Raw genomic sequence first — 25,917 nt, forward strand, 5'->3', positions numbered from 1 at the left:
GTGAGGCCGCGTCATGTCGATCTCCCGCCCACTGGTGTCTCTGCACTGTTCCGGCCGGGGTGGGTGTGTCCACCCGTCTGCCGTCTGCCGTCTGCCGCCCGAGGGTGGGGTGGTGCCGTCCCGATCCCCACCCACCTGTGGGGGCTGCATTTTTCAGCCCGGGCCAGGTATCTCCAGCCCGTCCGGCGTTTGAGGACGAGCCCTTCGGGCGAGCGGGGGTCTGGGGGCGGAGCCCCCAGGTTCGGGTTGGGTAGGGGCGGAGGGGGCGAAAAACGTCCTGGGCCGGCAGGTGTGTTGTGTGGGGCTCCACCCGTGGGTGGAGGTCTGGTCTGGGCGGAGATCCACCCGTGGTCCACCCTGGCTCCGATCTGCTGACCAGCCATTTTCCGTAGCGTCGAAGGCGTCGACAGCTCCCGCTGTCGGTACTCGCTCTTTGTCCACGGAGGCCGTGATGTCTGGGCTGGTCGATGCCTTGGCGATCTTCGCCGTTGTCGTGCTGATGATCGTGCGGCAGTTCCGCGCGCAAAGGATCAGTTCGGACAGGCGCTGGTGGATCCTGCCTGCCGTTCTGGGTTTCATAGCTCTGCGAGAGCCGGGGGTGATCGACCCTCACCACCAGGCGGAGGCGATTCTCCTGCTTGGTGTGGAGTTGCTCATCGGTCTGGCCACCGGAGCCGGTTGGGCGTGGACGACGCGGATATGGACGGCGCCGGACGGCTCGGTGTGGGGCCAGGGCACCAAGGCGAGCGCGGTCGTATGGATCGTGGGGATAGGCCTGCGCGTGGGCCTGTTCGGCATCGGCGCCCTCCTTGGTGTGCACCAGGACGCCACTGCCATGGTGCTGGTGGCTCTCGCTGCCACGTTGTTGGTCCGCTCCGGAATTCTGGCCTGGCGGTCACAATCCCTGCACCCGGCGAGCCGGCGGGGCGCGGCGTACGGTGACGGCGTGGCCCGGGCCCCGTGGAAGGAGCGTGTGTGACGGCGAACGTCTGGACGCGCTGGCCCTCTCGCGAGGCACTGTCCCGAGCGGAATTGACCCGTCCCCGGCGCATGCTCGCATGGGCCACGCGCATTGGCGCCCTCGGCATCCTTTTGGGGACAACCTTCACCGACAGCGACCTGCACGGCTGGGGTATCGCGGCAGGTGTTCTGGGAGTCGTGGCGTGCGGGGCCGCTGCGTGGGGCTTCTGGCGGACCACGCTTGAACACCGCCTGCTGCCTTCGCTGGGGCTGCTCGCGCTGCTGCTCGGGATCGCGACGGTGGGGGAGAGCGTCGGATTCCGGGTTCCAGCCCTCGTGCTGTGGTGCGGGTGCGCCATCGGTGCCATCGAGCGGTTGCCTCTTGCGGCGGCGCTTCCCGCGACTTCCGTGGCGCTGGGGGCGTACGCGGTGGTCAACGACGATGTCTGGCTGACGACCCTGGCCACGACGGTGGGGCTCGCCCTGGCCGGGTATGTGCTGCGCCTGGACGCGGAAGCGCGGGGGAGTGCGCAACGACTGCTGGCTCAGGAGCGAGCGGCGCGGGTGGCGGAGGCGGAGTCGGCGGCGCTCGCGGAGCGGGCCAGGATCGCGCGGGAGATCCACGACGTGCTGGCGCACAGCCTCTCGGCACAGCTCGTGCACCTGGAGGCGGCCCGTCTGCTCATCGAGCGCGGTGCAGACCGGGAGACGATCCTCGAACGGGTCGTGGCGGCACGGGGGATGGCACGGGAGGGGCTCGCCGAGACCCGGCAGGCGCTGTCCGCCTTGCGCGGCGAGATGTCCCCGCTGGAGGACTTCCTGAGTGAGCTCGTCGCCACGACCGACGGTGCCGATGTCACCGTGACGGGTGAAAGGCAGCCGCTGCGTGCGGAGGCTTCGCAGGCGGTGCGCAGGGTCGCGCAGGAAGCTCTGACGAACGTCCGCAAGCACGCTCAGGGCGCCAAGGTCCAGATCTGGCTGGACTACGGCGAGCGCGAAGTGACCCTGGGCGTACGGGACTCGGGAGGGATGCCGGGCGAGCTCAGCGGCTCCGGCGCCGGGTACGGTCTGCTCGGCATGCGTGAGCGGGCCGAGTTGCTGGGCGGCTCGCTGGAGGCCGGGCCGGACGAGGAGGGGTTCGTGGTGACGCTGAAGGTGCCCGTATGACGGATGAGGAGGGGAGGAAGCCGGCGCGGGTCGTGGTGACGGACGACCAGACCGTGGTGCGCGAGGGCATTGTGATGCTGCTGGGGTTGTTGCCCGGGATCGAGGTCGTCGGCGCGGCCGGGGACGGTGACGAGGCCGTGGCCCTTGTCGCCGAACTCGCCCCGGACGTCGTGCTGATGGATCTGCGGATGCCTCGTTGCGACGGTGTCGAGGCGACCCGGCGCATCCGCGCCGAGTACCCGGGTACGCAGGTCGTCGTGCTCACCACGTACGAGGACGACGAGTCGCTGTTTCCCGCACTCAGAGCGGGGGCGCGGGGCTATCTGACCAAGGACGCCGGAGGCGACGAGATCGTCAGGGCGGTGCGGAGCGTGCTCTCCGGGGAGGCGGGACTCTCGCCGAGTGTCCAACGACGGCTGCTGGAGCGGCTGTCGGAGCCGGAGCCGGTCACGCCTCCGGAACCGCCGGACGGGCTCACCGCGCGCGAGACGGAAGTGCTGCTCCTGATCGCCGAAGGCCTCACCAACCAGGAGATCGCCCGCGCGCTGCATGTCTCCACGGCGACGGTGAAGACCCACATCAACAACCTCTTCGCCAAGACCGGGATCAAGGACCGTGCTCAGGCAGTCCGTTACGCCTATGGGAAGGGTCTCGTACGGCCACCGGCAGGCTGAGTCACCTGATGGAGTGAAGAGCGCGGGGAGAAGAGTCCGGGATCTTCCCGATCTGCACATCCTTGGGCACGCGGCGGAAACGGGCCGCGGACAAGGAGAGTTCGGTGGAGAAGCACGACGGTCGTGAAACCGGGAAGGTCCGGTTCGACGACCCCTGGTACGACGCGCTTGCCTCCGGCTGGGGTGAGTTGGACGGCACGGGTGCGCCCGCTCCCGCCGTGCCGCCCGCGCACCCGGAGCATGAACGTCGGGCGGGCGGGACGGCAGACGTCTATCTGGAGGTGCAGCGCAGTGCCGCCTTCCAGGAGGTGCGCAGCCGGTACCGGAGGTTCGTGGTCCCCGGTGTCGCCGTCTTCTTCACCTGGTACGTCGGCTATGTGGTGACGGCGACGACGGCACCCGGCTTCATGGCCAGGCCCGTTGCCGGCGCGGTGAACGTGGCGATGGTCGCGGGGCTCGGACAGTTCGTCACCACCTTCCTGTTCACCTGGGCGTACGCGCGGCATGCGCGGCTGCGCAGGGACCGGGCCGCGCTCGATCTGCGCTGGGACACCCAGGAGCTGACCCGGAGTGTCAGAGGTGGTGAGCGGTGAGCGGCAACCATCAGACGCTGGCGCTGCTGCTGTTCAGCGCGTTCGTCGCGGTGACGCTGGCGATCACGACGTGGGTGAGCCGCAACCGGCATGGTTCGGCGGAGGAGTTCTATGCCGGCGGGCGGCTGTTCTCGCCGATGGAGAATGGTTTTGCCATCTCCGGCGACTACATGTCGGCGGCGTCCTTCCTGGGCGTCACGGGACTGATCGCGCTCTTCGGCTACGACGGGCTCCTGTACGTGGTGGGCTTTCTGGTGGCCTGGCTCGTGGTCCTGTTCCTGGTCGCCGAACTCGTGCGCAACTGCGGGCGGTTCACGCTCGCCGACGTAGTCGCCGCCCGGATGAGCGAGCGGCCGGTACGGATCGCCGTGGGAACTTCTTCGGTGACGGTGTCCGTTCTGTATCTGGTGGCGCAGATGGTGGGAGCGGGCAGCCTGGTCGCGCTGCTGCTCGGGGGCACGAGCGAGGCGGCGCGCAACTGGACGGTCATCGGCGTCGGTGCGCTCATGGTGATCTATGTGTCGATGGGAGGGATGCGGGCCACCACGTGGATCCAGATCGTCAAGGCGGTCCTGTTGATGGGCGGGGCCATTGCGCTGACCGTGCTTGTCCTCGTCCGGTTCCACGGGGACTTCAACCAGCTGCTGCGTTCGGCCGCGGAGCGCAGCGGACACGGTGACGCGTTCCTCGCGCCCGGGCTGAAGTACGGCGGGGACTGGACGGCCCGCTTCGACTTCATCAGCCTGGGCCTCGCGCTGGTGCTGGGCACGGCCGGGCTGCCGCACATCCTGTCGCGGTTCTACACCGTGCCGACGGCGCGGGCCGCGCGGCGTTCGGTGGTCTGGGCGATCGGCCTCATCGGGAGCTTCTACCTGATGACGTTCGTGCTGGGTTTCGGTGCGGCAGCGATCGTCGGTCCGGAAGCCGTGCGTGGGTCGAACGCGGCTGGGAACACGGCGGTTCCGCTGCTGGCGCTCGATCTGGGCGGTGGCGCCGACTCAACGGGAGGAACGGTTCTGTTCGCGATCGTCGCCGCCATCGCGTTCGCGACGATCCTCGCGGTCGTCGCCGGAATCACCCTGGCGTCCTCGGCGTCCGTGGCCCACGATCTGTACGCGTCGCTGCGACGACGGCGTGCCAAGCCGCGCAGCGAGGTCGCCGTGGCGCGCACCGCGGCGGTCGGCATCGGCGTGGTCGCGATCGCGCTCGGCCTCCTGGCCCGCGACCTGAACGTGGCCTTCCTGGTGGGCCTCGCCTTCGCGGTCGCCGCCTCCGCGAACCTGCCGGTCCTGCTGTACTCGCTGTTCTGGCGGGGTTTCACGACGCGCGGCGCGGTGTGGGCCGTATACGGGGGCCTGGTGCCCGCGCTGTTGCTCGTGCTGCTGTCGCCGGTGGTGTCGGGGAGCCCCGAATCGCTGTTCCCGGGAGTGAACTTCCAGTACTTCCCGCTGCAGAACCCGGGCCTAGTGTCCATCCCGCTGGGCTTCCTCGCGGGCTGGCTGGGCACGGTCACCTCGGCGGAGCCGCCGGACCAGGCCAAGCACGCGGAGACCGAGGTGCGGTCGTTGACCGGGGCCGGGGCCGTCTGAGGGCTTCGCCACATGCCCTCAGACGTGGGTCGCCCAGACGTAGCGATGCTCCGGGCGGCCGGCGTCGCCGTACTTCAGGGTCAGCCGGGCCCGTCCCGTGCGCTCCAGGAGCTTCAGATAGCGCTGGGCGGTCTGTCTGCTCAGTCCGGTCTCCTCCGCCACCTCCTGGGCCGACAGGGGGCCCTCGGAGTTCACCAGGGCGCGGCGTACGAGCTCCGCGGTCGTGGCGGAGTGGCCCTTGGGCAGGTCCGTCTCCGTGTTCGCCGACAAGGCGCCGAATATCCGGTCCACCTCGGCCTGTTCGGCCTCTCCGCCGCCGTCGAGGGTGCGCCGCAGATCCGCGTACGCCTCCAGTTTGGCGCGCAGGCCCGCGAAGGCGAACGGCTTGACCAGGTACTGGAGCGCGCCCTGCCGCATCGCCGCCTGGACCGTCGAGATGTCACGGGCGGCGGTCACCATGATGACGTCGGTCTGGTGGCCGCGCCGGCGCATCTCCTGGACGACCGCCAAGCCCGTGTCGTCCGGCAGATAGTGGTCCATGAGGACCAGGTCCAGGTGGGGCAGCGCCTCCATCCGGCTCAGAGCCTCGGCCGCGCTGTGGGCCTCACCCGCGACATGGAAGCCCGGCACCTTCGCCACGTATGCGGCGTTGACCCGCGCGACCCGGATGTCGTCGTCCACGACCAGGACCTCGATCATCGCGACCCCTCCTTGGCATCCATGGCTGTGGTGGTGACGGCAGGGGACTCCGGAGACGGTTCGGGCAGGAGCTTGGGGCCCGTCCCTGGCGCGAGCCCCGCCGCCGGCTCGAGCACCGGTTCCCTGAGTGCCTCCGGCAGTACGACGGTGAACTCCGCGCCTCCGCCGTCCGCCTCGGCCACCTGCGCGCTGCCACCCTGCCGTTCGGCGAGCCGACGCACCATGGGCAGACCTATGCCGCGCTTTCCGTGCGCGGGCGGTTTCTTGGTGGACCAGCCGTCCGTGAAGATCAGTTCCCACCGGTCCTCCGGGATTCCGGGACCGGTGTCCCGTACCCGCAGCACGGCGGTACGCCCCGCGGCCCGCAATTCGACCTCCACGCGCGCGTGAGGCGTGCCCGCGACGGCGTCGAGAGCGTTGTCGACCAGATTGCCGACGACTGTCACCAGCCCCCCTGGGTCAACCAGGCGATCCGGCAAGAACGTCGTGTCCGAGATCCACAGGGCCACGCCGCGCTCGGCCGCCACGGCGGACTTGCCGACCAACAGGGCGGCCAGCAGCGGATCGTGGACCTTCTCGGTGACCTGTTCGGCGGTGACCCTGTGGTCACCGACCACCTCGCCGACGAACTCCTTGGCGTCGTCGTACATCTCCAGCTCGAGCAGCCCCAGGAGTGTGTGCATCCGGTTGGCGTGCTCGTGGTCCTGGGCGCGCAGGGCGTCGATCAGGCCGCGTGTGGAGTCGAGTTCGCGGCCGAGCTGCTCCACCTCGGTGCGGTCGCGCAGGGTGGCCACGGCGCCGCCGTCGTCCGTGGGCATGCGGTTGGCGACCAGGACCCTCTGGCCGCGAACGGTGAGCAGGTCGGTGCCGGTGACGCGTCCGGCCAGCACATCGGTCGTACGGCCCGGTCCGAGCGTGTCGTCGAGCGGCTGTCCGATGGCCTCCGCGTCGAGCCCCAGCAGGCGTTGCGCCTCGTCGTTGAGGAGGCGTACGCGGCCGTCGCCGTCCAGCGCGACCACGCCCTCACGGATGCCGTGCAGCATCGCCTCACGCTCCGCGAGCAGCGCTGAAATATCAGAAAAGGCCAGGTCACGGGTCTGCCGCTGAACCCGGCGGGAGATCAGATACGCGGCCAGCGCACCGACCGCCAGAGCTCCGCCCGCGTACGCCAGCAGCCCGGGGATCGCGTGGATCAGCCGGGCCCGCACGCTGTCGTACTCGATGCCGACCGAGATCGCGCCGACGATGTCCCCGTCGGCGTCGCGCAGCGGCACCTTGCCGCGGGCGGAGCGCCCCAGGGTGCCGTCGTCGATCTCCATGACGTCCTTGCCGGCCAGGGCCTGGCTGGGGTCGGTCGAGACGACCTTGCCGATCTGCGTGGTGTCGGTGTGCGACCAGCGCACGCCTTGCATGTTCATCACCACGACGTACTCGGCCCCGCTGGCCTTCCGTATCCGCTCCGCCTCGGCCTGCACGGGCCCGTCCACGGACGGCCGTGTCGTCTGCAGGTCCTCGGCGATCTGCGGCTGGACCGCCGTGGTCTGCGCGATCGCGAGCGCGCGTCGCATCGCCTGGTCGTCCAGCTGCGCGCTGAGCGGGGCGAGGAACAGCCCGGTCGCGAGCACGGCGACACCCGCGGCGATCGCCACCTGCATCAGCAGTACCTGCGAGAACGCCCGCCGCGGCAGACCGAGGCGCAGTCGTCGTACGGGGGGAGTGGGGCTCATGCCTATGACGGTACGGCGGTGAGCGGGTCCTGCCGTAGGGGTGTGGCATGGATCTCTTGGGCGCCGGGTTTGAGGGCGGGGAGTGGATGGTCAGGACAGGGTGTGGGTACTGGGCCCGGTTGGGCTCGGGTGGCGTCGAGCGGCGGAGATGTGGCCGTCGGTGGGTCGGCGGCGTGTCTAGTGCACCGCCCGGTCCCGCGCCAGACCCGTGAACTGGCCCCTCCGGTGTCTCGCCGCGGCACGCCTCTGTCGGGCCGAGAGCCGATCAGCAGGGGAGAGGAAGCGCGGCCGGGGACAATTCCCGTACCGCCACTACGTCCATACGAGCCGGTGACCCCAGGGCCGAGCCGCAGCTCTCCGAGCGGGGCGGGAGCGAGGTGCCCTGCGCGACGACGACGCGCCACACGCGGCCGTCGGTGTGGGCGACGGTCACTTCCCAGCGCGGGGCCTCGCCGTCCGTGCGGACGACGCTCAGGGCGTCCACGGCGTGCTCTCGGGCGGCGGTACGCACGGCCAGCTCGGCCGCCTGTCCGGGACGTTCCCAGGCGGAGCCCCCGCGACAGCCCTCGGTGACCACACGCCCCTCCTGGACGCCCTGGAGGATCTCCTTGACGGCATGGGCCTCGGCCCGCCCGTACGCGTATCCGTACGGCAGGACGAGCAGGGTGGGCGAGAAGCGGTGACCGCCGAGGTGGGTGACCTCCCAGGCGCCCTCCACTCCGGAGGCGGCGAGCTCGGCTGCGAGGGGGCGGCCGAGCAGGGCGCAGCAGCGGTCGCGCTTGCCGTTGGTGCAGACGAGGGCGAGTGGGTCGCCGGTGTGGGCCTGGCCCTCAAGAACGGCCTCGAAGGTGTGATGGTCACCCATACCGAGCGCCGTGAAGTCGAGGTTGAGCAACTGCTCAGGGTCGGACGTTGTGGCGCTGTGCAGCCAAACGTTTCCCGGAGCTGTGTGGGCTGCATACACCTGGCGCTCGGCGGGCTGACCGAAGTCGGCGTGCCGTCCCGGGCGCCGGATGAGTGCGATCCGTACGCCGGTGTCCGCCGCGGCTGCTTCGAGGGCGCGGCCGAGCACGGGGTCCAGGTGGCTCGAAGTGAGCGCCTTGGCACCCCAGGGACCGGGCTGCTCGAGCAGCAGCCATGTCTTCGCGGTGGCCGCGGTCCCCGCGAGGGGCTCATCGAGGTCCCGGGACGCGGTCGTGCACGTACTCACAGAGGTGAGCCTAACCTGACTTCGGCCAGGGCGACTTCCGGTCGCGTGGAGGGGGCGCACTTTCGGCGCGTTCAGCGCGCGTCGGCGTGAGGGAGCGCTCACCCGGGGAGCGGCTGTGGTGGGCGCGCGCCCACGTACCGACCGCTGGGACGCATGCGCAACGGGCGCTCTTCGTACTCCTCCAGGATGTGGGCGATCCAGCCCGCCGTACGGGCGACGGCGAAGACCGTCTCGCCTGCGGAGGCGGGCATGCCGGAGGCGACCGTGAGGACGGCGAGCGCCATGTCGACGTTGGCGTGCAGCGGCCTGTGGCGGGCGGTGGTGGCCACGATGTCCTGGGCCGCCGCCAGGGCGGGCGCCGCGCCGGGAACCTCCTCCAGGAGGGCGAAGAGGGCACGCGCGCGTGGGTCCTCGCCGGGGTAGAGACGGTGGCCGAGCCCCGGGACACGGCGACCGGCGCGCAGCTCGTCCGCGACGACGGGGGCCGCGGTGCCCTGCTCCAGGACGTCGAGGAGTAGCCGGTGCGCGAGTCCGCTGGCCGCGCCGTGCAGAGGGCCTTCGAGGACGCCCAGACCGGCTGACACGGCAGCGTAGGCGTGTGCCCGGGCCGACGCGGCGACCCTGACCGCGAGCGTCGAGGCGGCCAGATCGTGGTCGACGAGCAGTCCGAGTGCCGCGTCCAGCGCGCGCAGTGACGCCTCGTCGGGCGTACGGCCGCTGAGCCGTGTCCACAGGCGGTGGGCCAGTGGGCCGTCGTCCCGGGGGGCGTGCCGCGTCCGTGGGAGGGCGGCGACCAGGGTGGGGATGAGGGTGCGTGCGGTGCCGAGGACGGCGTTCTCGGAGAGGTCGAAGCGCAGCGGGTCGTTGGCCGAGGCGGCGATCGCGGCGACGCGCAGCCGGTCCGTCGGGCCGCTGTGTTCGGGCAGCGCGTCGACGGCGCGGCGGGCGGCGGTCACGGATGCCTTCGGGGCGCTGAACAGCACGCCGGGGCGCAGCTCTCCCGTCCACAGCCACTCGGCGATCTCCTCGTAGGAGTGCCGGGCCGCCAGTTCGGTCGCGTCGACGCCGCGGTAGTAGTACCGGTCGTCGTCGATCAGGGTGATGCCGGTACGGACGGACAGCTCCCCGCCGGTGCTTGAACTCCCGCCGGTCTCCCGTCTGTTGCGCCGTGCGAGCGCCTCCACCTCCCCGGCGTCGAACGTGCTCCCACGGCCGCCGGGTTCGCGTCGGCTGCCGAGCTGGCCGCGGCTCACGTACGCGTACACGGTCTCGGGTTTCACCCCGAGGAGCTCGGCGGTCTCCTTGGTGCTGAGCCGCCGGCCCTCGTCGTCTCGGGTTGCCGCTTGTTGATCCCTCATGTGCGCCACCGTATCCATGGATCGATGTATTGATTCAATCAATATTGACAGAGATTGAGTCAACCATGGACAGTCGAATCAAGTCCAGGGAGGAAACATGTCGATCAGCAGGGCCGCGACCACCTCTGTCGACGTACCGCGAGGACTCGCGGGCGTCGTCGTCACCGACACTGAATTGGGTGACGTCAGGGGGTTGGAGGGCTTCTACCACTACCGCCAGTACTCGGCCGTCGAACTCGCGCAGGCCTGCGGGTTCGAGGACGTCTGGCATCTCCTGGTTCACGGTGAACTGCCGGACGCGGGACAGCGCGCCGAGTTCGCCGGGCGGACCGCTGAGCTGCGCAGACTGCCGGACGAGGTGCGCGCCGCGCTGCCCGCGATCGCTGCGGCGACCGGTCACTCCGGGCCGCTCGCCGGGCTGCGCACCGCGCTGTCCCTGCTCGGAGCCTCGCTGGGGTTCCGGCCGGTGTACGACATCGACGCCGGCCGGCGTCGCACGGACACCCTCGCGGCGTGTGCGGCCGTGCCCACGTTGCTCACCGCGCTGTACCGGCTCGGGCAGGGGCTGGAACCGGTGGAGCCGCACGAGGATCTCGGGTACGCCGCCAACTACCTCTACATGTTGACTGGTTCGGAGCCGGACGATGCGCGTACCCGGGCGATCGAGCAATACCTCATCTCAACCATTGACCACGGATTCAACGCATCAACATTCACGGCGCGGGTGATCGCGTCCACCGGGGCGGACGTGGCGGCCTGCCTGGTCGGCGCCGTAGGAGCCCTTTCGGGTCCCCTCCATGGCGGTGCCCCGAGCCGCGCCCTGGACACCCTCGACGCGATCGGCACCCCCGACCGCATCGACCCGTGGATCCGTGAACGCGTCCTCGCCGGCGAACGCATCATGGGTTTCGGCCACCCCGTCTACCGGACGGAAGACCCCCGCTCGCGCATGCTCCGCGGCATCGCGCGCGGGTTCGGCGGCCCGTTGGTCGACTTCGCTGTCGAGGTCGAACGCCAGGTGGAAGCGATCCTGGCCGAGCTCAAGCCCGGCCGTGAACTCCACACCAACGTGGAGTTCTACGCGGGCGTGGTCATGGAACTTTGCGGCCTGCCGCGGGAGATGTTCACGCCGACCTTCGCCGCGGCACGGGTGGTCGGGTGGAGCGCGAACATCCTGGAGCAGGCGGAGGACTCGAAGATCATTCGGCCGGCGGCTCGGTATGTGGGGCCGGGGGCGCCGGTGGCGGTGCCGCACCTGGCCTGACCTGATGCCCTTGACGGACCGAGTCTCGAGAGAAGAAATGTAGAGGGCTCGGCACCTCCAGTTTGGTGCCGAGCCAGGAAATTCACATCAGCGCGTGTCCGCGCGGTGCCGTCAGAGGTCCGGGATGTCGGCCTTGGCGCGCACCAGCGTTTCGCGGCTGATGACGACGATGCGTTCGTAGTCCGCACGAGCGGCGTCGGCCGGCAACTCTTGGTCGAGTGCTTCTGTGGCCTCCGTGCCGATGACGGCGAAGCTTCCGTCGCTCAGTTCGAAGATGTCAGGACAGGTTTGCCCGGTGAGGCTGCCTCGCTTCTGAGGCGGCACGCCGAGGCGTCGTTCAATTTTCACCTGTTGTCGACCTTCCCTGTATGCGGTTTCTGGCGCAGGCCTGGTTTCGGCCACCCCTGACGGGGCTGCGCCGGGTAGCAAGCGGGGCGCGTCAAGGCCTGGTGTGACCAAGGGAATGTCTGCCTTGGCGTAAATCAGGGTCTCGCGGGTGAGCAGCACGATGCGCCCGTCCTCGCCGCGGGTCGCGTCGGCGGGGAGTAGAGCCTCCAGCGTTTCCGTGGCATCGGTGCCGATTACCGCGAAGTTCCCGTCGGTCAATTCGAAGATATCTGGGCAATTCTGCCCGGATACACTCCCTCGAAGGCTCGGAGGAGTACCCAGCCGACGGTTGATCTGACTCACTGTTCAAGTTCCCCTTGGTCTCAAGGCTTGGACGCCTGCGCGCTGTGGCTGCGCGGCGCGATGCAGCCCTGTGGGGCTGCTACCTCGACGACCGGCGGCATGGAGCGACTGTTCGGTGGGGGTGACCCTTTCGCGATCGCGTGCAGTCAACCCTTTGGCAACAGCAGCAACGGCTCAATTTACGAGTTCGTTATCGCCCGACGGTGTGATCCCTCGCAACAGTGGTGTGATTCCCCGGCGTGCGGGAGAGACGGGCGGCGCACCGAGGGCGGCACTACTCGGCCGGAGGCTCCCCCACCACCCACCACTCGTCGATGTCCGTCTCTTCGAGTTGGCGCAGGAGGTCGTCAACCATGCGTCCCAGTTCGGCCTCCTCGGAGGCGTCGATCAGGGTCGCCCGGTGCGGCCTTGTGGCGTACCAGTACTCACGGAAGATACGGTTCTGCAGGATGCCACGGACGAAGCCGAAGAACTCCTCCCGGCTTATGTTGCCGATTTGGTAGTAGCAGAGTGCGTTGGTGTAAAGGGCGTTGGCGAAGAGAAACTGGCGCTGCTTGTTTGCCGAGACGGCCTCGTCGTAGGTGTCCAGCACCTCGGCCAGCTCGGGGTCGTCCATGGCCTTGCTCAACAGCTCCCAGTGCAGGCGCTGTTGAAGGGCGCGATTGGTGTCGCGCTGTGTCTGCGCCTGCCGCTCCAGGTACTCGATGCGGACACGCAGCGAGTCGAGTGATTGCCGCTGTGCGGCCAGCGTGGCGAGGGCTCCAGTCACCAGGCCCATCCCTGCCGTGGCGACGGCACGCAACCCCCGCGTGCCGGACTTCTGTGTGGCCATGTCAACCCCCGAATCAGGCGACCGTTCCGCCGGTCGTCGGTTGTGGGGCGACAGGGAGGACCGGCGAGCGGTGGGCGGCGCGCTTGCCGTCTCCCAGTTTTGCCGAGCGGCTCTGATCGGCAGGGAGGCGGAGAGGAGGCGCACGGAGGGAAGTGCGGGTCGCGTTTCTCGGCGCCTTGCCCAACGTGTGCCCCGCGAGCGCCGCTAACAATCGTTCACTTCGCGGCGTTTCCTCCCACTCGTATCCTGGGTCGGCATTCATTCCTCGTACGAGTGCCGGTGCGTGAGCCGCCCGCGTACGGGAGCTGGTCCCGAGCCGGTGTACGCACCGGTGTGAAAGAGGTCGCCCGTTGAGCCAGCCCAGTCCGCAGCCGATCCCGGGCAAGCAGCCCTCCGCAGGGGAGCCCGCGGTGCGGCAGAAGTCGATCCCGAGCAGGCAGCCCTCGGCGGGGGAACCCGCGGTGCGGCAGATCCCCGTCATCGTCCTCGCCGGCTTCCTCGGCTCCGGTAAGACCACCCTGCTCAACCACCTCCTGCACCGCAGCGGAGGCAGCCGGATCGGGGCCGTCGTCAATGACTTCGGTGCGATCGAGATCGACGCGATGGCGGTGGCCGGGGCGCTCGGGGATTCCACCGTCTCCCTGGGGAACGGGTGCCTGTGCTGTGCCGTCGACGGGAGTGAGCTCGACGTCTATCTGGAACGGCTCGCTCAGCCCTCGGCCGGTATCGACGTCATCGTGATCGAGGCGAGCGGGCTCGCCGAGCCTCAGGAGCTGGTGCGGATGGTGCTGGCCAGTGAGCATCCGCGGATCGTGTACGGGGGGCTGGTCGAGGTCGTCGACGCCGCCGAGTTCGACTCCACGCGTGAGAAGCATCCCGAGATCGACCGGCATCTCGCCCTCGCGGATCTCGTCGTCGTCAACAAGGTCGACCGCGCGGCGGACGGCGAGCGGGTGCTCCGCGTCGTCCGGGAACTCGCCGATCGTGCCGCCGTCGTGTCCGCCACCTACGGCCGGATCGATCCGGAGTTCCTCTTCGACTGCAGGCCGACCGAGGAGCGCATCGGGCAGCTGTCCTTCGACGATCTCCATGAGGACGATCTCCATGAGCAGGACGAGGATGAAGGGCACGACCACGCCGGCCACCTCCACTCCGCCTACGAATCCGTCTCCCTCACCTCCGAAGTCCCGCTCAGCCCCCGGCGGTTGATGGACTTCCTCGACAGCAGGCCCGAAGGGCTCTACCGCATCAAGGGGTACGTCGATTTCGGCGCCCACGACCGCGGCAACCGCTACGCCGTGCACGCCGTCGGACGGTTCCTGCGTTTCTACCCGGAACCCTGGGCCCGTGGCGCCGCCGAGCGCCTCACCCAGCTCGTTCTCATCGGCTCGGGCATCGACACCGCTGCCCTGGCCAAGGAACTGGAGGCGTGCAAAGAGGACGCCCCACACGCCGACGAGCACAGCATGTGGGGCGTCCTCCGCTACGTACAGGACAAGGATTCGGCGTAACCGGATCCGTCTACGACGGGCCTGCCACCACTCCCACCGTCTTCGCCAGGGACACACCCGAGCCGTCGCGGCGCGGGTCCATCTCCGGCAGTTCGGCCGGTGTGCCGTTCTTCTGCGCGGCCCGTGCCGGGGCCGGGCCCGCCCAGGCGAGCGAGAGGCAGTCCTCGCCCTTCAGGAACCGCTGGCAGCGCACGCCACCCGTGGCGCGGCCCTTGCGCGGGTACTGGTCGAACGGGGTCAGCTTGGCCGTCGTCTGGACGGAGTCGTCCAGCGTGCCGCGTGAGCCGGCGACCGTGAAGACCACCGCGTCCACCGCCGGGTCGACCGCTGTGAAGGAGATCACCTTCGCGCCCTCGGTGAGCTTGATGCCCGCCATGCCGCCCGCCGCCCGGCCCTGCGGGCGGACCTGCGAGGCCTGATAGCGCAGCAACTGGGCGTCGTCCGCGATGAAGACCAGGTCCTCCTCGCCGGTGCGCAGCTCGACCGCGCCGACGATCCGGTCGCCGTCCTTGAGCGTGATGACCTCCAACTCCTCCTTGTTCGAGGGATAGTCGGGGACCACGCGCTTGACGACGCCCTGCTCCGTGCCGATCGCCAGGCCCGGCGACGACTCGTCGAGCGTCGTCAGGCAGATCACCGTCTCGTCCGCCTCCAGGGAGGACAGGAACTCCGAAATCGGCGCGCCTCCGGAGAGGTTGGGCGCCGATGCCGTCTCCGGAAGTTGCGGGAGGTCGATCACGTTCAGCCGCAGCAGGCGACCGGAGGAGATCACCGCGCCGATCTCGCCGCGAGCCGTGGCGGGCACCGCGGAGACGATCAGGTCGTGCTTGGTGCGCTTGGCCTCCTCGGCTTCTCCGAAGGGGTCGCCATTGGCCGTACGGGCGAGCAGGCCCGTCGAGGACAGCAGGACCCGGCACGGGTCGTCCGCGACCTGGAGCGGGACCGTCGCGGCGGTGGCGCCCGCGGACTCCAGGAGCACCGTGCGCCGGTCGGTGCCGAACTTCTTGGCCACCGCGGCCAGTTCGGTGGAGACCAGCTTGCGCAGCTCCGTGTCCGAATCCAGGATGCCGGTCAGCTCGTCGATCTCGCCGTTGAGCCGGTCGCGCTCCGTCTCCAGTTCGATGCGGTCGAACCTGGTCAGCCGGCGCAGCGGCGTGTCCAGGATGTACTGGGTCTGGACGTCGCTGAGCGAGAAGTGCTCGATCAGACGTTCCTTCGCCTGCGCCGAGTTGTCGCTGGAGCGGATGAGGCGGATGACCTCGTCGATGTCGATCAGGGCGACGAGGAGGCCCTCGACCAGGTGCAGCCGGTCGCGCTTCTTGGTGCGGCGGAACTCGCTGCGGCGGCGTACGACCTCGAAGCGGTGGTCGAGGTAGACCTCGAGGAGCTCCTTGAGGCCGAGGGTGAGGGGCTGACCGTCCACCAGCGCCACGTTGTTGATGCCGAAGGACTCCTCCATCGGCGTCAGTTTGTAGAGCTGTTCCAGGACCGCCTCGGGCACGAAGCCGTTCTTGATCTCGATGACCAGGCGCAGGCCGTGCGTGCGGTCCGTGAGGTCCTTCACGTCGGCGATGCCCTGCAGCTTCTTGGCGCCGACCAGGTCCTTGATCTTGGCGATCACCTTCTCCGGGCCGACGGTGAAGGGCAGTTCGGTGACGACGAGGCCCTTGCGCCTGGCCGTCACGTCCTCCACCGACACCGTGGCGCGGATCTTGAAGGTGCCGCGGCCGCTCTCGTACGCGTCCCTGATCCCGGAGAGGCCGATGATCCGGCCGCCGGTGGGCAGGTCGGGGCCCGGGACGTGCTTCATCAGCGTGTCCAGGTCGGCGCCCGGGTAGCGGATCAGGTGGCGGGCGGCCGCGATGACCTCGCCGAGGTTGTGCGGCGGCATGTTCGTGGCCATGCCGACGGCGATGCCCGACGCGCCGTTGACCAGCAGGTTCGGGTACGCCGCCGGGAGGACGCCCGGTTCCTGCTCCTGGCCGTCGTAGTTCGGCGCGAAGTCGACCGTGTCCTCTTCGATGGACTCGGTCATGAGCGACGTGGCGTCGGCCATCCGGCACTCGGTGTAACGCATGGCGGCCGGCGGGTCGTCGTTGCCGAGCGAGCCGAAGTTGCCGTGGCCGTCGACCAGCGGCAGGCGCATCGAGAAGGGCTGGGCCAGGCGCACCAGCGCGTCGTAGATCGACGAGTCGCCGTGCGGGTGGAGCTTACCCATGACCTCGCCGATGACGCGGGCGCACTTCACATAGCCGCGGTCGGGGCGCAGGCCCATCTCGTTCATCTGGTAGACGATGCGGCGGTGCACCGGCTTGAGGCCGTCGCGGGCGTCCGGCAGGGCTCGGGAGTAGATGACCGAGTACGCGTACTCGAGGAAGGAGCCCTGCATCTCGTCGACGACGTCGATGTCGAGGATGCGCTCCTCGAAGTCGTCTGGCGGCGGGGTCTTCGTGCTGCGGCGGGCCATCGCTGCTGCGACTCCTTCACAGTCTCTGCCGGGGCATGAACGGGTTCTGACGCGCACCATTGTGGACCGCCCCACTGACAACGCGGACCACGACCCGTCCGTTGAGGGCTTTCGAGGGTCCGTCGAAGGGGCGTTCGCCGTTCGCGATTCTCGCTCTGGGCGTAGGAGGCGCGGGAACTTCGCCAGCTGTCCGCGCGCTTGCATACAGTGGCAGGACCGACAGGAAATCCGTAGTTTTCCGCGATCGAAGGGACGTACATGCCCATGGGTCACACGGCCACAGCTGAGGCAGGCTCCGGCGGGCTGACAGCGACCGAGCACCGCCTGGCCAACGGCCTGCGCGTGGTGCTCTCCGAGGACCACCTGACCCCGGTCGCCGCGGTGTGCCTCTGGTACGACGTCGGCTCGCGCCACGAGGTCAAGGGGCGTACAGGACTCGCCCACCTCTTCGAGCACCTGATGTTCCAGGGCTCGGGACAGGTGAAGGGCAACGGCCACTTCGAGCTGGTGCAGGGAGCCGGTGGTTCGCTGAACGGCACCACCAGCTTCGAGCGCACCAACTACTTCGAGACCATGCCCACCCACCAGCTGGAGCTCGCCCTCTGGCTGGAGGCGGACCGCATGGGCTCGCTGCTCGCCGCGCTCGACGACGAGTCCATGGAGAACCAGCGGGACGTCGTCAAGAACGAGCGGCGCCAGCGCTACGACAACGTGCCCTACGGGACCGCGTTCGAGAAGCTGACCGCGCTCGCGTACCCCGAGGGCCACCCGTACCACCACACCCCGATCGGGTCGATGGCCGACCTGGACGCGGCCACCCTGGAGGACGCCCGCGCGTTCTTCCGCACCTACTACGCGCCCAACAACGCGGTGCTCTCGGTCGTCGGGGACATCGACCCCGAGCAGACGCTCGCCTGGATCGAGAAGTACTTCGGTTCCATCGCCGGGCACGACGGCAAGCCCGCCCCGCGCGACGGCGCCCTGCCCGACACCATGGGCGAGGAGCTGCGCGAGGTCGTCGAGGAAGAGGTTCCCTCGCGCGCGCTGATGGCCGCCTACCGGCTCCCGGAGGACGGTACGCGCGCAGGTGACGCTGCCGACCTGGCGCTGACCGTCCTCGGTGGCGGCGAGTCCTCCCGGCTCTACAACCGGCTCGTACGCCGCGACCGCACCGCCGTCGCTGCCGGGTTCGGCCTGCTGCGGCTCGCCGGAGCGCCCTCCCTGGGGTGGCTCGACGTGAAGACGTCCGGCGATGTCGAGGTCCCCGTCATCGAGGCCGCCGTCGACGAGGAGCTCGCCCGGTTCGCCGAGGAGGGTCCCACGGCCGAGGAAATGGAGCGCGCCCAGGCCCAGTTGGAGCGCGAGTGGCTGGACCGGCTCGGCACGGTCGCGGGCCGCGCCGACGAACTGTGCCGGTACGCCGTCCTGTTCGGCGACCCGCAGCTCGCCCTGACCGCCGTGCAGCGCGTCCTCGACATCACCGCCGAGGAGGTCCAGGAGGTCGCCAAGTCCCGCCTGCGCCCCGACAACCGCGCGGTACTCGTCTACGAACCGATCGCCGCTGAAGACGCTGAAGACACCGACGAGGAGGCGGCGAAGTGACCGAGCTCGCCACCATGGAGTTCCACCCCCAGCCGCAGGCCGGCGAGGCCAGGCCGTGGGCCTTTCCCGCACCCGAGCGAGGCACCCTGGGCAACGGCCTGACCGTGCTGCGCTGCCACCGCCCCGGCCAGCAGGTCGTCGCCGTGGAGGTGCTGCTCGCCGCGCCGCTGGAGGCCGAGCCCGCGGGCCTCGACGGCATCGCCACGATCATGGCGCGGGCCTTCTCCGAGGGCACCGACAAGCTCTCCGCCGAGGAGTTCGCGGCCGAGCTGGAGCGCTGCGGCGCCACGCTCGACGCGTACGCCGACCACCCCGGCGTACGCCTGTCGCTCGAAGTCCCCGTCTCACGCCTCCCGAAGGCCCTCGATCTGCTCGCCGACGCCCTGAGGGCACCGGCGTTCGCGGACAGCGAGGTCGAGCGGCTGGTGCGCAACCGGCTGGACGAGATCCCGCACGAGACCGCCAACCCGGCCCGCCGCGCCGCGAAGGAGCTCTCCAAGGAGCTGTTCCCGGCCACGTCGCGCATGTCGCGCCCGCGCCAGGGCACCGAGGAGACGGTCGAGGCGATCGACTCGGGGGCCGTACGCGCCTTCTACGAGAAGCACGTACGCCCCGCCACGGCCACCACCGTGATCGTCGGCGACCTCACCGGAGTCGACGTCGACGCGCTGCTCGCCGACACGCTCGGCTCCTGGACCGGTTCGTCCGCCGAGCCGCGCCCGGTGCCGCCGGTGACCGCCGACGACACCGGCCGGGTCGTCATCGTGGACCGTCCCGGCGCCGTCCAGACGCAGCTGCTCATCGGCCGTGTCGGCGCCGACCGGCACGACCGCGTCTGGCCCGCCCAGGTGCTCGGCACGTACTGCCTCGGTGGCACCCTCACCTCGCGCCTGGACCGCGTCCTGCGCGAGGAGAAGGGCTACACCTACGGTGTGCGGGCGTTCGGCCAGGTCCTGCGCTCCGCCCCGGACGGCTCGGGCATCGCGATGCTCGCCATCAGCGGCTCCGTGGACACCCCGAACACGGGCCCGGCGCTCGACGACCTCTGGAAGGTGCTGCGCACCCTCGCCGCGGAGGGCCTGACGGACGCCGAGCGCGACATCGCCGTACAGAACCTGGTGGGTGTGGCGCCCCTCAAGTTCGAGACGGCGGCGGCCGTCGCGGGCACGCTGGCCGACCAGGTCGAGCAGCATCTGCCCGACGACTACCAGGCGACGCTGTATCAGCAGCTCGCCGCCACGGGCACCGTGGAGGCCACCGCGGCCGCCGTGAGCGCCTTCCCGGTGGACCGCCTGGTGACCGTCCTGGTGGGCGACGCCGCGACGATCGAGGAGCCCGTCAAGGCCCTCGGAATCGGTGAAGTGAGCGTCGTTCCGGCGGAGTAGGACAGCAGTGCCCTTGGGGGCCCAGGAGACCACGGAGTCTCCTGGGCCCCCATTTGTCCGTATTGATAGAGAGGTTGCCTGTCTGCCCTGTGGCATGCGCTACAAAAGCCGTGATCCGTTTGTCGATTGAAAGATGTCCCGTTTAGCGTCGGTCCGGCTGTTCGTCAGGCAGTGCGCCGCACCCGCGGCACCGGACAGCCATCGCTTAGTCCCCGTACGGCGCGAGCCAGGGGAGCCGGGGACCCACACGCAGTCCCTGGGGTGAATCGGACGCCCTCCCCGGAGGTGGTCCGTAGGAGACCTTCCTGCTCCGAACCCGTCAGCTAACCCGGTAGGCGAGAAGGAAGGAAAGGATCAGCCCCTCCATGGCGTTCACCTGTGGCACAGGGAAGCACCGTCGCCCGAGCCGCGTGCAGCGCACGACCACGAACGCCATCGGCGTCGCGGCGCTCACCACCACCGGTGTCCTCGGCTCCCTGGCCGCCCCGGCGCTCGCCGCGGACAACTCCGTCGAGCAGACCGGCCTGACCCAGGCCGTCGAGATCGGTGACACGATCGCCGACCAGATCGACGCGCAGGCCGCGGCCCAGCAGCACGCCGCCGACGAGGCAGCCGCACAGAAGAAGGCCGACGAGGCCGCGAGGAAGAAGGCCGCGGAGAAGGCCAAGGAGGAGCGCGAGGCCAAGGAGCGCGCCGCCCGCGAGGCCGAGCGCAAGCGCCTCAACACCTTCGTCCCGCCGGTCACCGGCTCGTACATCTCCACCGGCTACAAGACCGGCGGCAGCCTCTGGTCCTCCGGCAGCCACACCGGCATCGACTTCCACGCCGCGTCCGGCACCTCGGTCCACGCGGTCGGCTCCGGCACCGTCGTCGAGGCCGGCTGGGGCGGCGCCTACGGCAACAACATCGTCATCAAGATGAACGACGGCACGTACACGCAGTACGGCCACCTGTCGTCCATCGGCGTCTCCGTGGGCCAGACGGTCACCCCGGGCCGGCAGATAGGCCTCTCCGGGTCCACCGGCAACACCACAGGGCCGCACCTCCACTTCGAGGCCCGGACGACCGCCGAGTACGGCTCGGACATCGACCCCGTCGCGTACCTCCGCTCGCACGACGTGAACATCTGACGCCGCTCCGGCGTGAACGTCTGATCACTCGCGTACGTACTTCACAAGGCCCCGGCTCGCACGAGCCGGGGCCTTGTCGTTTCGAACCGCTTCCTGTCCAAAAAATATCCATGGATTCCGGCCCGCCATCGGAAATTCCGAGTCTCTGCAATAGAGTCACTGAACAAGCGTCAATCGACGGCGTTTCACGGGGATTAAAGCGGAGGTCCGGTATGCGTGTTCCTGCGCACTCGGTATGCACAGCGATCCGCGACGACATCGTCGCGGGTGTCTACGAGCGCGGCAGCCGGCTCACCGAGGAACTGCTCGCGCGCCGCTACGGAGTCTCGCGCGTCCCTGTGCGCGAGGCCCTGCGCACGCTGGAGGCAGAGGGCTTCGTCGTCACCCGGCGGCACGCGGGCGCGTGCGTCGCGGAGCCGACCGAGCAGGAGGCCGGGGACCTGCTCGAGATGCGCATGCTCCTTGAGCCGCTGGGCGCCGCCCGGGCCGCGCAGCGCCGCACCGAGGCCCACCTCAAGGTGCTCCGAGGCCTGGTCAGACTGGGTCAGGAGCGGGCCAGGAGGGGCAACAGCGAGGATCTGCGCTCGCTGGGCGGCTGGTTCCACGAGACCCTCGCGCAGGCCTCCGGAAGCACCGCGCTGACCTCGACACTCGCCCAGCTGCGGCACAAGATCGCCTGGATGTACGCGGTCGAGGCGCCGGCCAACCCCGCGGAATCCTGGGCGGAGCACGGCGGGATCGTGGACGCCGTGGCGCGCGGCGACAGTGAGCGGGCGCGGGCGATCACGGCCCTGCACACCGAACGGGCGACGGCCGCGCACCGGCTCCGCTTTCCCGGCGCGGGGGATCGCCCGGACCGTGTGAGGACTTCGCAACATCCCGTAAACATGACGGGCCTGCGGCATTAACAAGAGCGCCGTATACAAAGAGGAGTAATTCGCGGGAGATTATTTATGCTGCCCGCACAATGGAATTGCGAAGGGCCCACCCGATAATTCGGGTGGGCCCTTGCCGGTGTTTTGGAGCGATGAAAACCGCCACTGCACCTCAGACGGTCTCGGGAAGCTCCTCGAGCCCCTCGGCGACCAGCTTCGCCAGACGGTCCAGGGCGACGTCCGCGCCCTCGGCGTCGGACGCGAGGACGATCTCCTCGCCGCCCGTGGCCCCCAGGCCGAGGACCGCGAGCATGGAGGCCGCGTTGACGGGGTTGCCGTCAGCCTTGGCGATCGTCACGGGGACGCCGGAGGCCGTGGCCGCCCGGACGAAGATGGAGGCGGGGCGGGCGTGGAGGCCCTCGGCCCAGCCGACGTTGACGCGGCGCTCAGCCATGTGATGCTGCCCTTCAGGTGGCTCAAGTTGTCTAGACCAGTGTCCCATATCGTGAAGCGCGTCCGGAGCGGGTGCATTCGGTGACAAACCGTCTGTTGCCGTCTGCCGCCGTCCCGGACCCCGTTGTCGGATCCCGGCCTGGATCCGACTTCGGTCCCCCAAGACTGCCTCGCGCCGTTGTCGTACGCGAGCCGTACTGTGGGCGCATGGACAACTCGTCGGACCGGCACGAGTACCCCTCCCACTGGGAGGCGGACGTGGTGCTGCGCGACGGCGGTACGGCACGCATCAGGCCCATCACCGTCGACGACGCCGAGCGCCTGGTCAGCTTCTACCAGCAGGTCTCCGACGAGTCGAAGTACTACCGCTTCTTCGCGCCGTATCCGCGCCTGTCCGCGAAGGACGTTCACCGCTTCACGCACCACGACTTTGTGGACCGGGTGGGACTCGCGGCCACGGTGGGCGGCGAGTTCATCGCCACCGTACGCTACGACCGCATCAACGCCGACGGCCTGCCCGCCTCCGCGCCCGCCGACGAGGCCGAGGTCGCCTTCCTCGTCCAGGACGCCCACCAGGGGCGCGGCGTCGCCTCCGCCCTCCTCGAACACATCGCGGCCGTGGCTCGCGAGCGGGACATCCGCCGGTTCGCCGCCGAGGTACTGCCGGCCAACAACAAGATGATCAAGGTGTTCACGGACGCCGGGTACCAGCAGAAGCGGCACTTCGAGGACGGCGTCGTACGCCTGGAGTTCGACCTCGAACCCACCGACAGGTCGCTCGCCGTGCAGCGTGCACGGGAGCAGCGCGCCGAGGCCCGGTCCGTGCACCGGCTGCTCGCACCCGGCTCGGTCGCCGTCATCGGCGCCGGCCGCACGCCCGGCGGCGTGGGCCGCAGTGTCCTCACGAACCTCCGCGAGGCCGGCTTCACGGGGCGGCTGTACGCCGTGAACAGCGCGGTCCAGGAGAGCGAGATCGACGGAGTGCCCGCCTACCGATCCATCGGTGACATCGGCGAGCCCGTCGACCTCGCGGTCGTCGCCGTGGCGGCGCCGTACGTCCCCGAGGTCGTCGCGGAGTGCGGTGACCACGGCGTGCAGGGGCTCGTGGTCGTGTCGGCGGGGTACGCCGAGAGCGGCGCCGAAGGGCGGGAACGCCAGCGCGAACTCGTCCGCCAGGCCCGCACGTACGGCATGCGCATCATCGGCCCCAATGCCTTCGGGGTCATCAACACCTCTCCCGACGTGCGGCTCAACGCCTCGCTCGCGCCGGAGATGCCCCGGCCCGGACGGATAGGCCTGTTCGCCCAGTCGGGCGCGATCGGGATCGCCCTGCTCTCCCGCCTGCACCGGCGGGGCGGCGGCGTCACCGGCACCACCGGCGTGTCGACCTTCGTCTCCTCCGGGAACCGGGCGGACGTGTCCGGCAACGACGTACTCCAGTACTGGTACGACGATCCGGACACCGACGTCGCCCTGATGTACCTCGAATCCATCGGCAACCCGCGCAAGTTCACCCGGCTCGCCCGGCGGACGGCCGCGGTGAAGCCGCTGGTCGTGGTGCAGGGAACCCGGCACGCCGCCGCTCCGCAGGGGCATGCCGTACGGGCCACGCGGTTGCCGCACGCCACCGTGTCCGCGTTGCTGCGGCAGGCCGGGGTGATCCGGGTGGACACGATCACCGAGCTCGTCGATGCGGGGCTTCTGCTGGCACGCCAGCCGCTTCCTCCCGGGCCCCGGGTGGGGATCCTCGGGAACTCGGAGTCGCTGGGGCTGCTCACTTACGACGCGTGTCTCGCCGAAGGGCTTCGGCCGTTGCCGCCGCTGGATCTGACGACGGGGGCGTCGGCGGAGGACTTCCGGGGTGCGCTGTCGCAGGCCCTTGCCGATGACGGCTGCGACGCCGTTGTGGTCACCGCCATCCCGGCGGTGGGGGAGACCGGCGCTCAGGACGCGGCCCTGGCCGAAGCGCTACTCGCTGCCTCCGCCTCGGCTCCGGCCAAGCCGGTGCTCGTCGTGCACGTCGAGCTCGGTGGGCTCGCCGAAGCGCTGTCGGCGGCTGCCAGCACCGCACCACCTGCCGCTGCCACGGCACCCGGAGCTGTGGGCGGTGCCTACCGTCCCCCACTCTCGGCTTCGCACGAGCGGGGGGACCCCGATCGCTCTCCGGAACGCCTGCCCACCGCCGAAGCTGACGGCTCGCAGGCTGCGGGAGCGGAGCGCCAGCGCGCCGCGGGAGCGGACCGCCCGTCTGCGGTGGGAGCCGCCCGCCCACACGCGGCGGAAGTGGAGCGCCTGCCAGCGGGGCGCGAGCCTGTCGCCGGAGCGGAGCGGCTGCCTGCCGTAGGAGCCGACCCCTCGCAGGCGGCGGGAGCGCAACATCCGCAGGCAGGGCGCGCCCCTGCTGCGGGAGCGGACCGCCCGCCTGCCGGGGGAGCCGACCGCCCGTATGCTGCGGAAGCGCAGCGCCCGCAGGCGGAGCGCGAGCCCGTCGCGGGAGCCGAGCGCTCGCTCACCACCGGAGCGAGCCGCTCGCACGCAGCGGAAGCGCAGCGCCCGCAGTCCGCGCACGTGCCTGTCGCGGGAGCCGACCGCCCGCAGACCGCGCACGCGCCCGTCGCGGGAGCCGACCACCCGCAGACCACACACCCACCCGCCGCAGGAGCCGACCGCCCGCTCGCCCCGGAAGCCGCGCAGCCACCCGCTGCCCGAGCGGACCGCCCGGCAGACGCAGAAGCCGCGCAGTCGACCACCACCGAACCGCCCCCACCCGACTCCCGCCTCATCCCCGCCTACCCCGCCGCCGAACGTGCTGTCCGGGCCCTCGCCGAAGCTGTGAAGTACGGCCAGTGGCGGCGGGATGCCGCTGAGCCCGGTCGGGTGCCGGAGTATGAGGACATCGACGAGAAGGGTGCCGCCGGGCAGATCGACGCTCTCCTTGCGCAGGAAGAGGGCGGGGAGGGGCTGACCCTCGGCACGGAGGAGACCCGTGAGCTGCTCGGGCGGTACGGCATCGACGTACGGCCTGCCCTGCCCGCTCCGACACCGGACGACGCGGCGCGGGCCGCACGCGAGCTCGGCTACCCGGTGGCCCTCAAGACCACCGCCCCGCACCTGCGGCACCGCGCCGACCTGGGCGGCGTACGGCTCGATCTGGCGGACGAGCAGCAACTGCGGCGGGCGTACGCGGAGTTGACCGAGCTGTTCGGGAAGCCGGCCGAGCTGCGGCCGGTCGTGCAGGCCATGGCGCCGCGCGGGGTCGACACCGTCGTACGGGCCGTCATCGACCCGGCGGCCGGAGCGGTGCTGTCGTTCGGGCTGGCCGGGGCCGCCTCGGAGCTGCTCGGGGACACCGCGCACCGGCTGATTCCGGTCACCGACCGGGACGCGGCCTCGCTGGTCCGGTCGATCCGGACGGCGCCACTCCTCTTCGGCTGGCGCGGCTCCGACCCGGTCGACACGGCGGCCCTCGAAGAGCTGATGCTGCGCCTCTCGCGGCTGGTCGACGATCACCCGGAGGTCGTCGCGGTCGCTCTGGAGCCCGTGGTCGTCGCCACGCACGGCCTGAGCGCGCTCGGCGCCACCGTGCGGCTGGACCGCGCTCCCGTCCGCGACGACCTAGGCCCGCGGACGCTCCCCGTCTACTGATCTCCTTCGGACGGGAAACCGATCTCCGTCAGGCGGACCTTCCGAGCGGTGCCTCGCAGTCAGTGGGCGCCCGTAAGATGGACATC

The 25,917-nt window shown here is 70.2% G+C and carries 20 protein-coding genes, 1 pseudogene and 1 riboswitch; of the genes and pseudogenes, 12 read left to right on the top strand and 9 right to left on the bottom strand.

All coding sequences use genetic code 11. The annotated features are described in order from the left end of the window. Positions 1–451: 451 nt before the first annotated feature. The 5 genes from OG219_RS35710 to OG219_RS35730 all read left to right on the top strand — a co-directional run bounded on the left by OG219_RS35710 (position 452) and on the right by OG219_RS35730 (position 4,983). Positions 452–979 (top strand): DUF1453 domain-containing protein, encoded by a 528-nt coding sequence (locus OG219_RS35710; RefSeq protein WP_266833616.1) that lies wholly within the window; start codon positions 452–454, stop codon positions 977–979. Next, positions 976–2,127: a sensor histidine kinase gene (locus tag OG219_RS35715; RefSeq protein WP_266833618.1), complete on the top strand. Its 1,152-nt coding sequence runs from the start codon at positions 976–978 to the stop codon at positions 2,125–2,127. Before OG219_RS35710 ends, OG219_RS35715 begins: the two co-directional genes overlap by 4 nt. Beyond that, a complete protein-coding gene (locus OG219_RS35720) occupies positions 2,124–2,801 on the top strand; it encodes a response regulator transcription factor (protein ID WP_266833620.1) in 678 nt (225 codons plus the stop codon). Before OG219_RS35715 ends, OG219_RS35720 begins: the two co-directional genes overlap by 4 nt. A 104-nt stretch (positions 2,802–2,905) precedes the next feature. Beyond that, positions 2,906–3,394 carry a DUF485 domain-containing protein gene (locus OG219_RS35725; protein ID WP_266833622.1) on the top strand — a complete coding sequence of 163 codons (489 nt, stop codon included), beginning with the start codon at positions 2,906–2,908 and terminating at the stop codon, positions 3,392–3,394. Next, positions 3,391–4,983 carry a cation acetate symporter gene (locus OG219_RS35730; RefSeq protein ID WP_266833624.1) on the top strand — a complete coding sequence of 531 codons (1,593 nt, stop codon included), beginning with the start codon at positions 3,391–3,393 and terminating at the stop codon, positions 4,981–4,983. The genes OG219_RS35725 and OG219_RS35730 overlap by 4 nt, the downstream gene beginning before the upstream one ends. Before the next feature lie 18 nt (positions 4,984–5,001). On the opposite strand, the gene OG219_RS35735 is transcribed toward OG219_RS35730, so the two are convergent. The 4 genes from OG219_RS35735 to OG219_RS35750 form a co-directional block, all read right to left on the bottom strand. After that, the gene (locus OG219_RS35735; RefSeq protein ID WP_266833626.1) at positions 5,002–5,682 is read right to left on the bottom strand and encodes a response regulator; all 681 of its coding nucleotides are present in this window, start codon (positions 5,680–5,682) and stop codon (positions 5,002–5,004) included. Further along, positions 5,679–7,409, bottom strand: a complete 1,731-nt coding sequence (locus tag OG219_RS35740; RefSeq protein ID WP_266833628.1) for a sensor histidine kinase — start codon at positions 7,407–7,409, stop codon at positions 5,679–5,681. The genes OG219_RS35735 and OG219_RS35740 overlap by 4 nt, the downstream gene beginning before the upstream one ends. Positions 7,410–7,674: 265 nt before the next feature. Beyond that, entirely contained in the window at positions 7,675–8,619 is a 945-nt protein-coding gene (locus OG219_RS35745) for a sucrase ferredoxin (protein WP_266833630.1), read from the bottom strand. A 98-nt stretch (positions 8,620–8,717) separates the two neighbouring features. Continuing rightward, the gene (locus OG219_RS35750) at positions 8,718–9,977 is read right to left on the bottom strand and encodes a citrate synthase (protein ID WP_266833632.1); all 1,260 of its coding nucleotides are present in this window, start codon (positions 9,975–9,977) and stop codon (positions 8,718–8,720) included. A 97-nt stretch (positions 9,978–10,074) separates the two neighbouring features. On the opposite strand from OG219_RS35750, the gene OG219_RS35755 reads away from it, so the two are divergent. Next, the gene (locus tag OG219_RS35755; RefSeq protein ID WP_266833634.1) at positions 10,075–11,241 is read left to right on the top strand and encodes a citrate synthase/methylcitrate synthase; all 1,167 of its coding nucleotides are present in this window, start codon (positions 10,075–10,077) and stop codon (positions 11,239–11,241) included. A 111-nt stretch (positions 11,242–11,352) separates the two neighbouring features. Here the strand turns inward: OG219_RS35755 and OG219_RS35760 are convergent, their stop codons facing one another. The 3 genes and pseudogenes from OG219_RS35760 to OG219_RS35770 form a co-directional block, all read right to left on the bottom strand. Further along, entirely contained in the window at positions 11,353–11,589 is a 237-nt protein-coding gene (locus tag OG219_RS35760) for a hypothetical protein (RefSeq protein ID WP_266836347.1), read from the bottom strand. 111 nt (positions 11,590–11,700) lie between these two features. After that, positions 11,701–11,931: pseudogene (locus OG219_RS35765) on the bottom strand (hypothetical protein); the annotation flags it as partial. 274 nt (positions 11,932–12,205) lie between these two features. Next, entirely contained in the window at positions 12,206–12,763 is a 558-nt protein-coding gene (locus OG219_RS35770; protein ID WP_266833636.1) for a DUF6082 family protein, read from the bottom strand. Positions 12,764–13,188: 425 nt separating this feature from the next. Between OG219_RS35770 and OG219_RS35775 the strand changes: the two genes are divergently transcribed. Beyond that, positions 13,189–14,274 carry a GTP-binding protein gene (locus OG219_RS35775; RefSeq protein ID WP_266836348.1) on the top strand — a complete coding sequence of 362 codons (1,086 nt, stop codon included), beginning with the start codon at positions 13,189–13,191 and terminating at the stop codon, positions 14,272–14,274. Between the two features lie 10 nt (positions 14,275–14,284). Here OG219_RS35775 and OG219_RS35780 read toward each other — a convergent pair whose 3' ends face one another. Beyond that, positions 14,285–16,741 (bottom strand): DNA topoisomerase (ATP-hydrolyzing) subunit A, encoded by a 2,457-nt coding sequence (locus tag OG219_RS35780; RefSeq protein WP_266833638.1) that lies wholly within the window; start codon positions 16,739–16,741, stop codon positions 14,285–14,287. Between the two features lie 258 nt (positions 16,742–16,999). Between OG219_RS35780 and OG219_RS35785 the strand changes: the two genes are divergently transcribed. From OG219_RS35785 to OG219_RS35800, 4 genes are all read left to right on the top strand, one after another. Then, entirely contained in the window at positions 17,000–18,343 is a 1,344-nt protein-coding gene (locus OG219_RS35785) for a pitrilysin family protein (RefSeq protein WP_266474276.1), read from the top strand. Then, on the top strand, positions 18,340–19,728 hold the full coding sequence (locus OG219_RS35790) for a pitrilysin family protein (RefSeq protein WP_266833640.1): 1,389 nt from the start codon (positions 18,340–18,342) through the stop codon (positions 19,726–19,728). Before OG219_RS35785 ends, OG219_RS35790 begins: the two co-directional genes overlap by 4 nt. A 192-nt stretch (positions 19,729–19,920) precedes the next feature. Beyond that, positions 19,921–20,081: riboswitch (cyclic di-AMP (ydaO/yuaA leader) on the top strand. A 12-nt stretch (positions 20,082–20,093) separates the two neighbouring features. Next, positions 20,094–20,858 (top strand): M23 family metallopeptidase, encoded by a 765-nt coding sequence (locus OG219_RS35795; RefSeq protein ID WP_266833642.1) that lies wholly within the window; start codon positions 20,094–20,096, stop codon positions 20,856–20,858. A 212-nt stretch (positions 20,859–21,070) separates the two neighbouring features. Next, complete coding sequence (locus OG219_RS35800; protein ID WP_266474267.1) at positions 21,071–21,766, top strand: GntR family transcriptional regulator; 696 nt, start codon at positions 21,071–21,073, stop codon at positions 21,764–21,766. Between the two features lie 139 nt (positions 21,767–21,905). Here OG219_RS35800 and OG219_RS35805 read toward each other — a convergent pair whose 3' ends face one another. Then, positions 21,906–22,187: an HPr family phosphocarrier protein gene (locus OG219_RS35805; RefSeq protein WP_266833644.1), complete on the bottom strand. Its 282-nt coding sequence runs from the start codon at positions 22,185–22,187 to the stop codon at positions 21,906–21,908. Positions 22,188–22,393: 206 nt separating this feature from the next. On the opposite strand from OG219_RS35805, the gene OG219_RS35810 reads away from it, so the two are divergent. Next, on the top strand, positions 22,394–25,831 hold the full coding sequence (locus tag OG219_RS35810) for a GNAT family N-acetyltransferase (protein ID WP_266833646.1): 3,438 nt from the start codon (positions 22,394–22,396) through the stop codon (positions 25,829–25,831). Positions 25,832–25,917 lie beyond the last annotated feature (86 nt).

It is taken from the genome of Streptomyces sp. NBC_00038 (assembly GCF_026343635.1).
Taxonomy (GTDB): domain Bacteria; phylum Actinomycetota; class Actinomycetes; order Streptomycetales; family Streptomycetaceae; genus Streptomyces.

Excerpts from the sequence above, each read along its gene's own strand:
- OG219_RS35710 (WP_266833616.1), top strand. The coding sequence starts at position 452 with ATGTCTGGGCTGGTCGATGCCTTGGCGATCTTCGCCGTTGTCGTGCTG.
- OG219_RS35720 (WP_266833620.1), top strand. The coding sequence starts at position 2,124 with ATGACGGATGAGGAGGGGAGGAAGCCGGCGCGGGTCGTGGTGACGGAC.
- OG219_RS35735 (WP_266833626.1), bottom strand. The coding sequence starts at position 5,682 with ATGATCGAGGTCCTGGTCGTGGACGACGACATCCGGGTCGCGCGGGTC.
- OG219_RS35740 (WP_266833628.1), bottom strand. The coding sequence starts at position 7,409 with ATGAGCCCCACTCCCCCCGTACGACGACTGCGCCTCGGTCTGCCGCGG.
- OG219_RS35750 (WP_266833632.1), bottom strand. The coding sequence starts at position 9,977 with ATGAGGGATCAACAAGCGGCAACCCGAGACGACGAGGGCCGGCGGCTC.
- OG219_RS35755 (WP_266833634.1), top strand. The coding sequence starts at position 10,075 with ATGTCGATCAGCAGGGCCGCGACCACCTCTGTCGACGTACCGCGAGGA.
- OG219_RS35770 (WP_266833636.1), bottom strand. The coding sequence starts at position 12,763 with ATGGCCACACAGAAGTCCGGCACGCGGGGGTTGCGTGCCGTCGCCACG.
- OG219_RS35780 (WP_266833638.1), bottom strand. The coding sequence starts at position 16,741 with ATGGCCCGCCGCAGCACGAAGACCCCGCCGCCAGACGACTTCGAGGAG.
- OG219_RS35785 (WP_266474276.1), top strand. The coding sequence starts at position 17,000 with ATGCCCATGGGTCACACGGCCACAGCTGAGGCAGGCTCCGGCGGGCTG.
- OG219_RS35795 (WP_266833642.1), top strand. The coding sequence starts at position 20,094 with ATGGCGTTCACCTGTGGCACAGGGAAGCACCGTCGCCCGAGCCGCGTG.
- OG219_RS35800 (WP_266474267.1), top strand. The coding sequence starts at position 21,071 with ATGCGTGTTCCTGCGCACTCGGTATGCACAGCGATCCGCGACGACATC.
- OG219_RS35805 (WP_266833644.1), bottom strand. The coding sequence starts at position 22,187 with ATGGCTGAGCGCCGCGTCAACGTCGGCTGGGCCGAGGGCCTCCACGCC.
- OG219_RS35810 (WP_266833646.1), top strand. The coding sequence starts at position 22,394 with ATGGACAACTCGTCGGACCGGCACGAGTACCCCTCCCACTGGGAGGCG.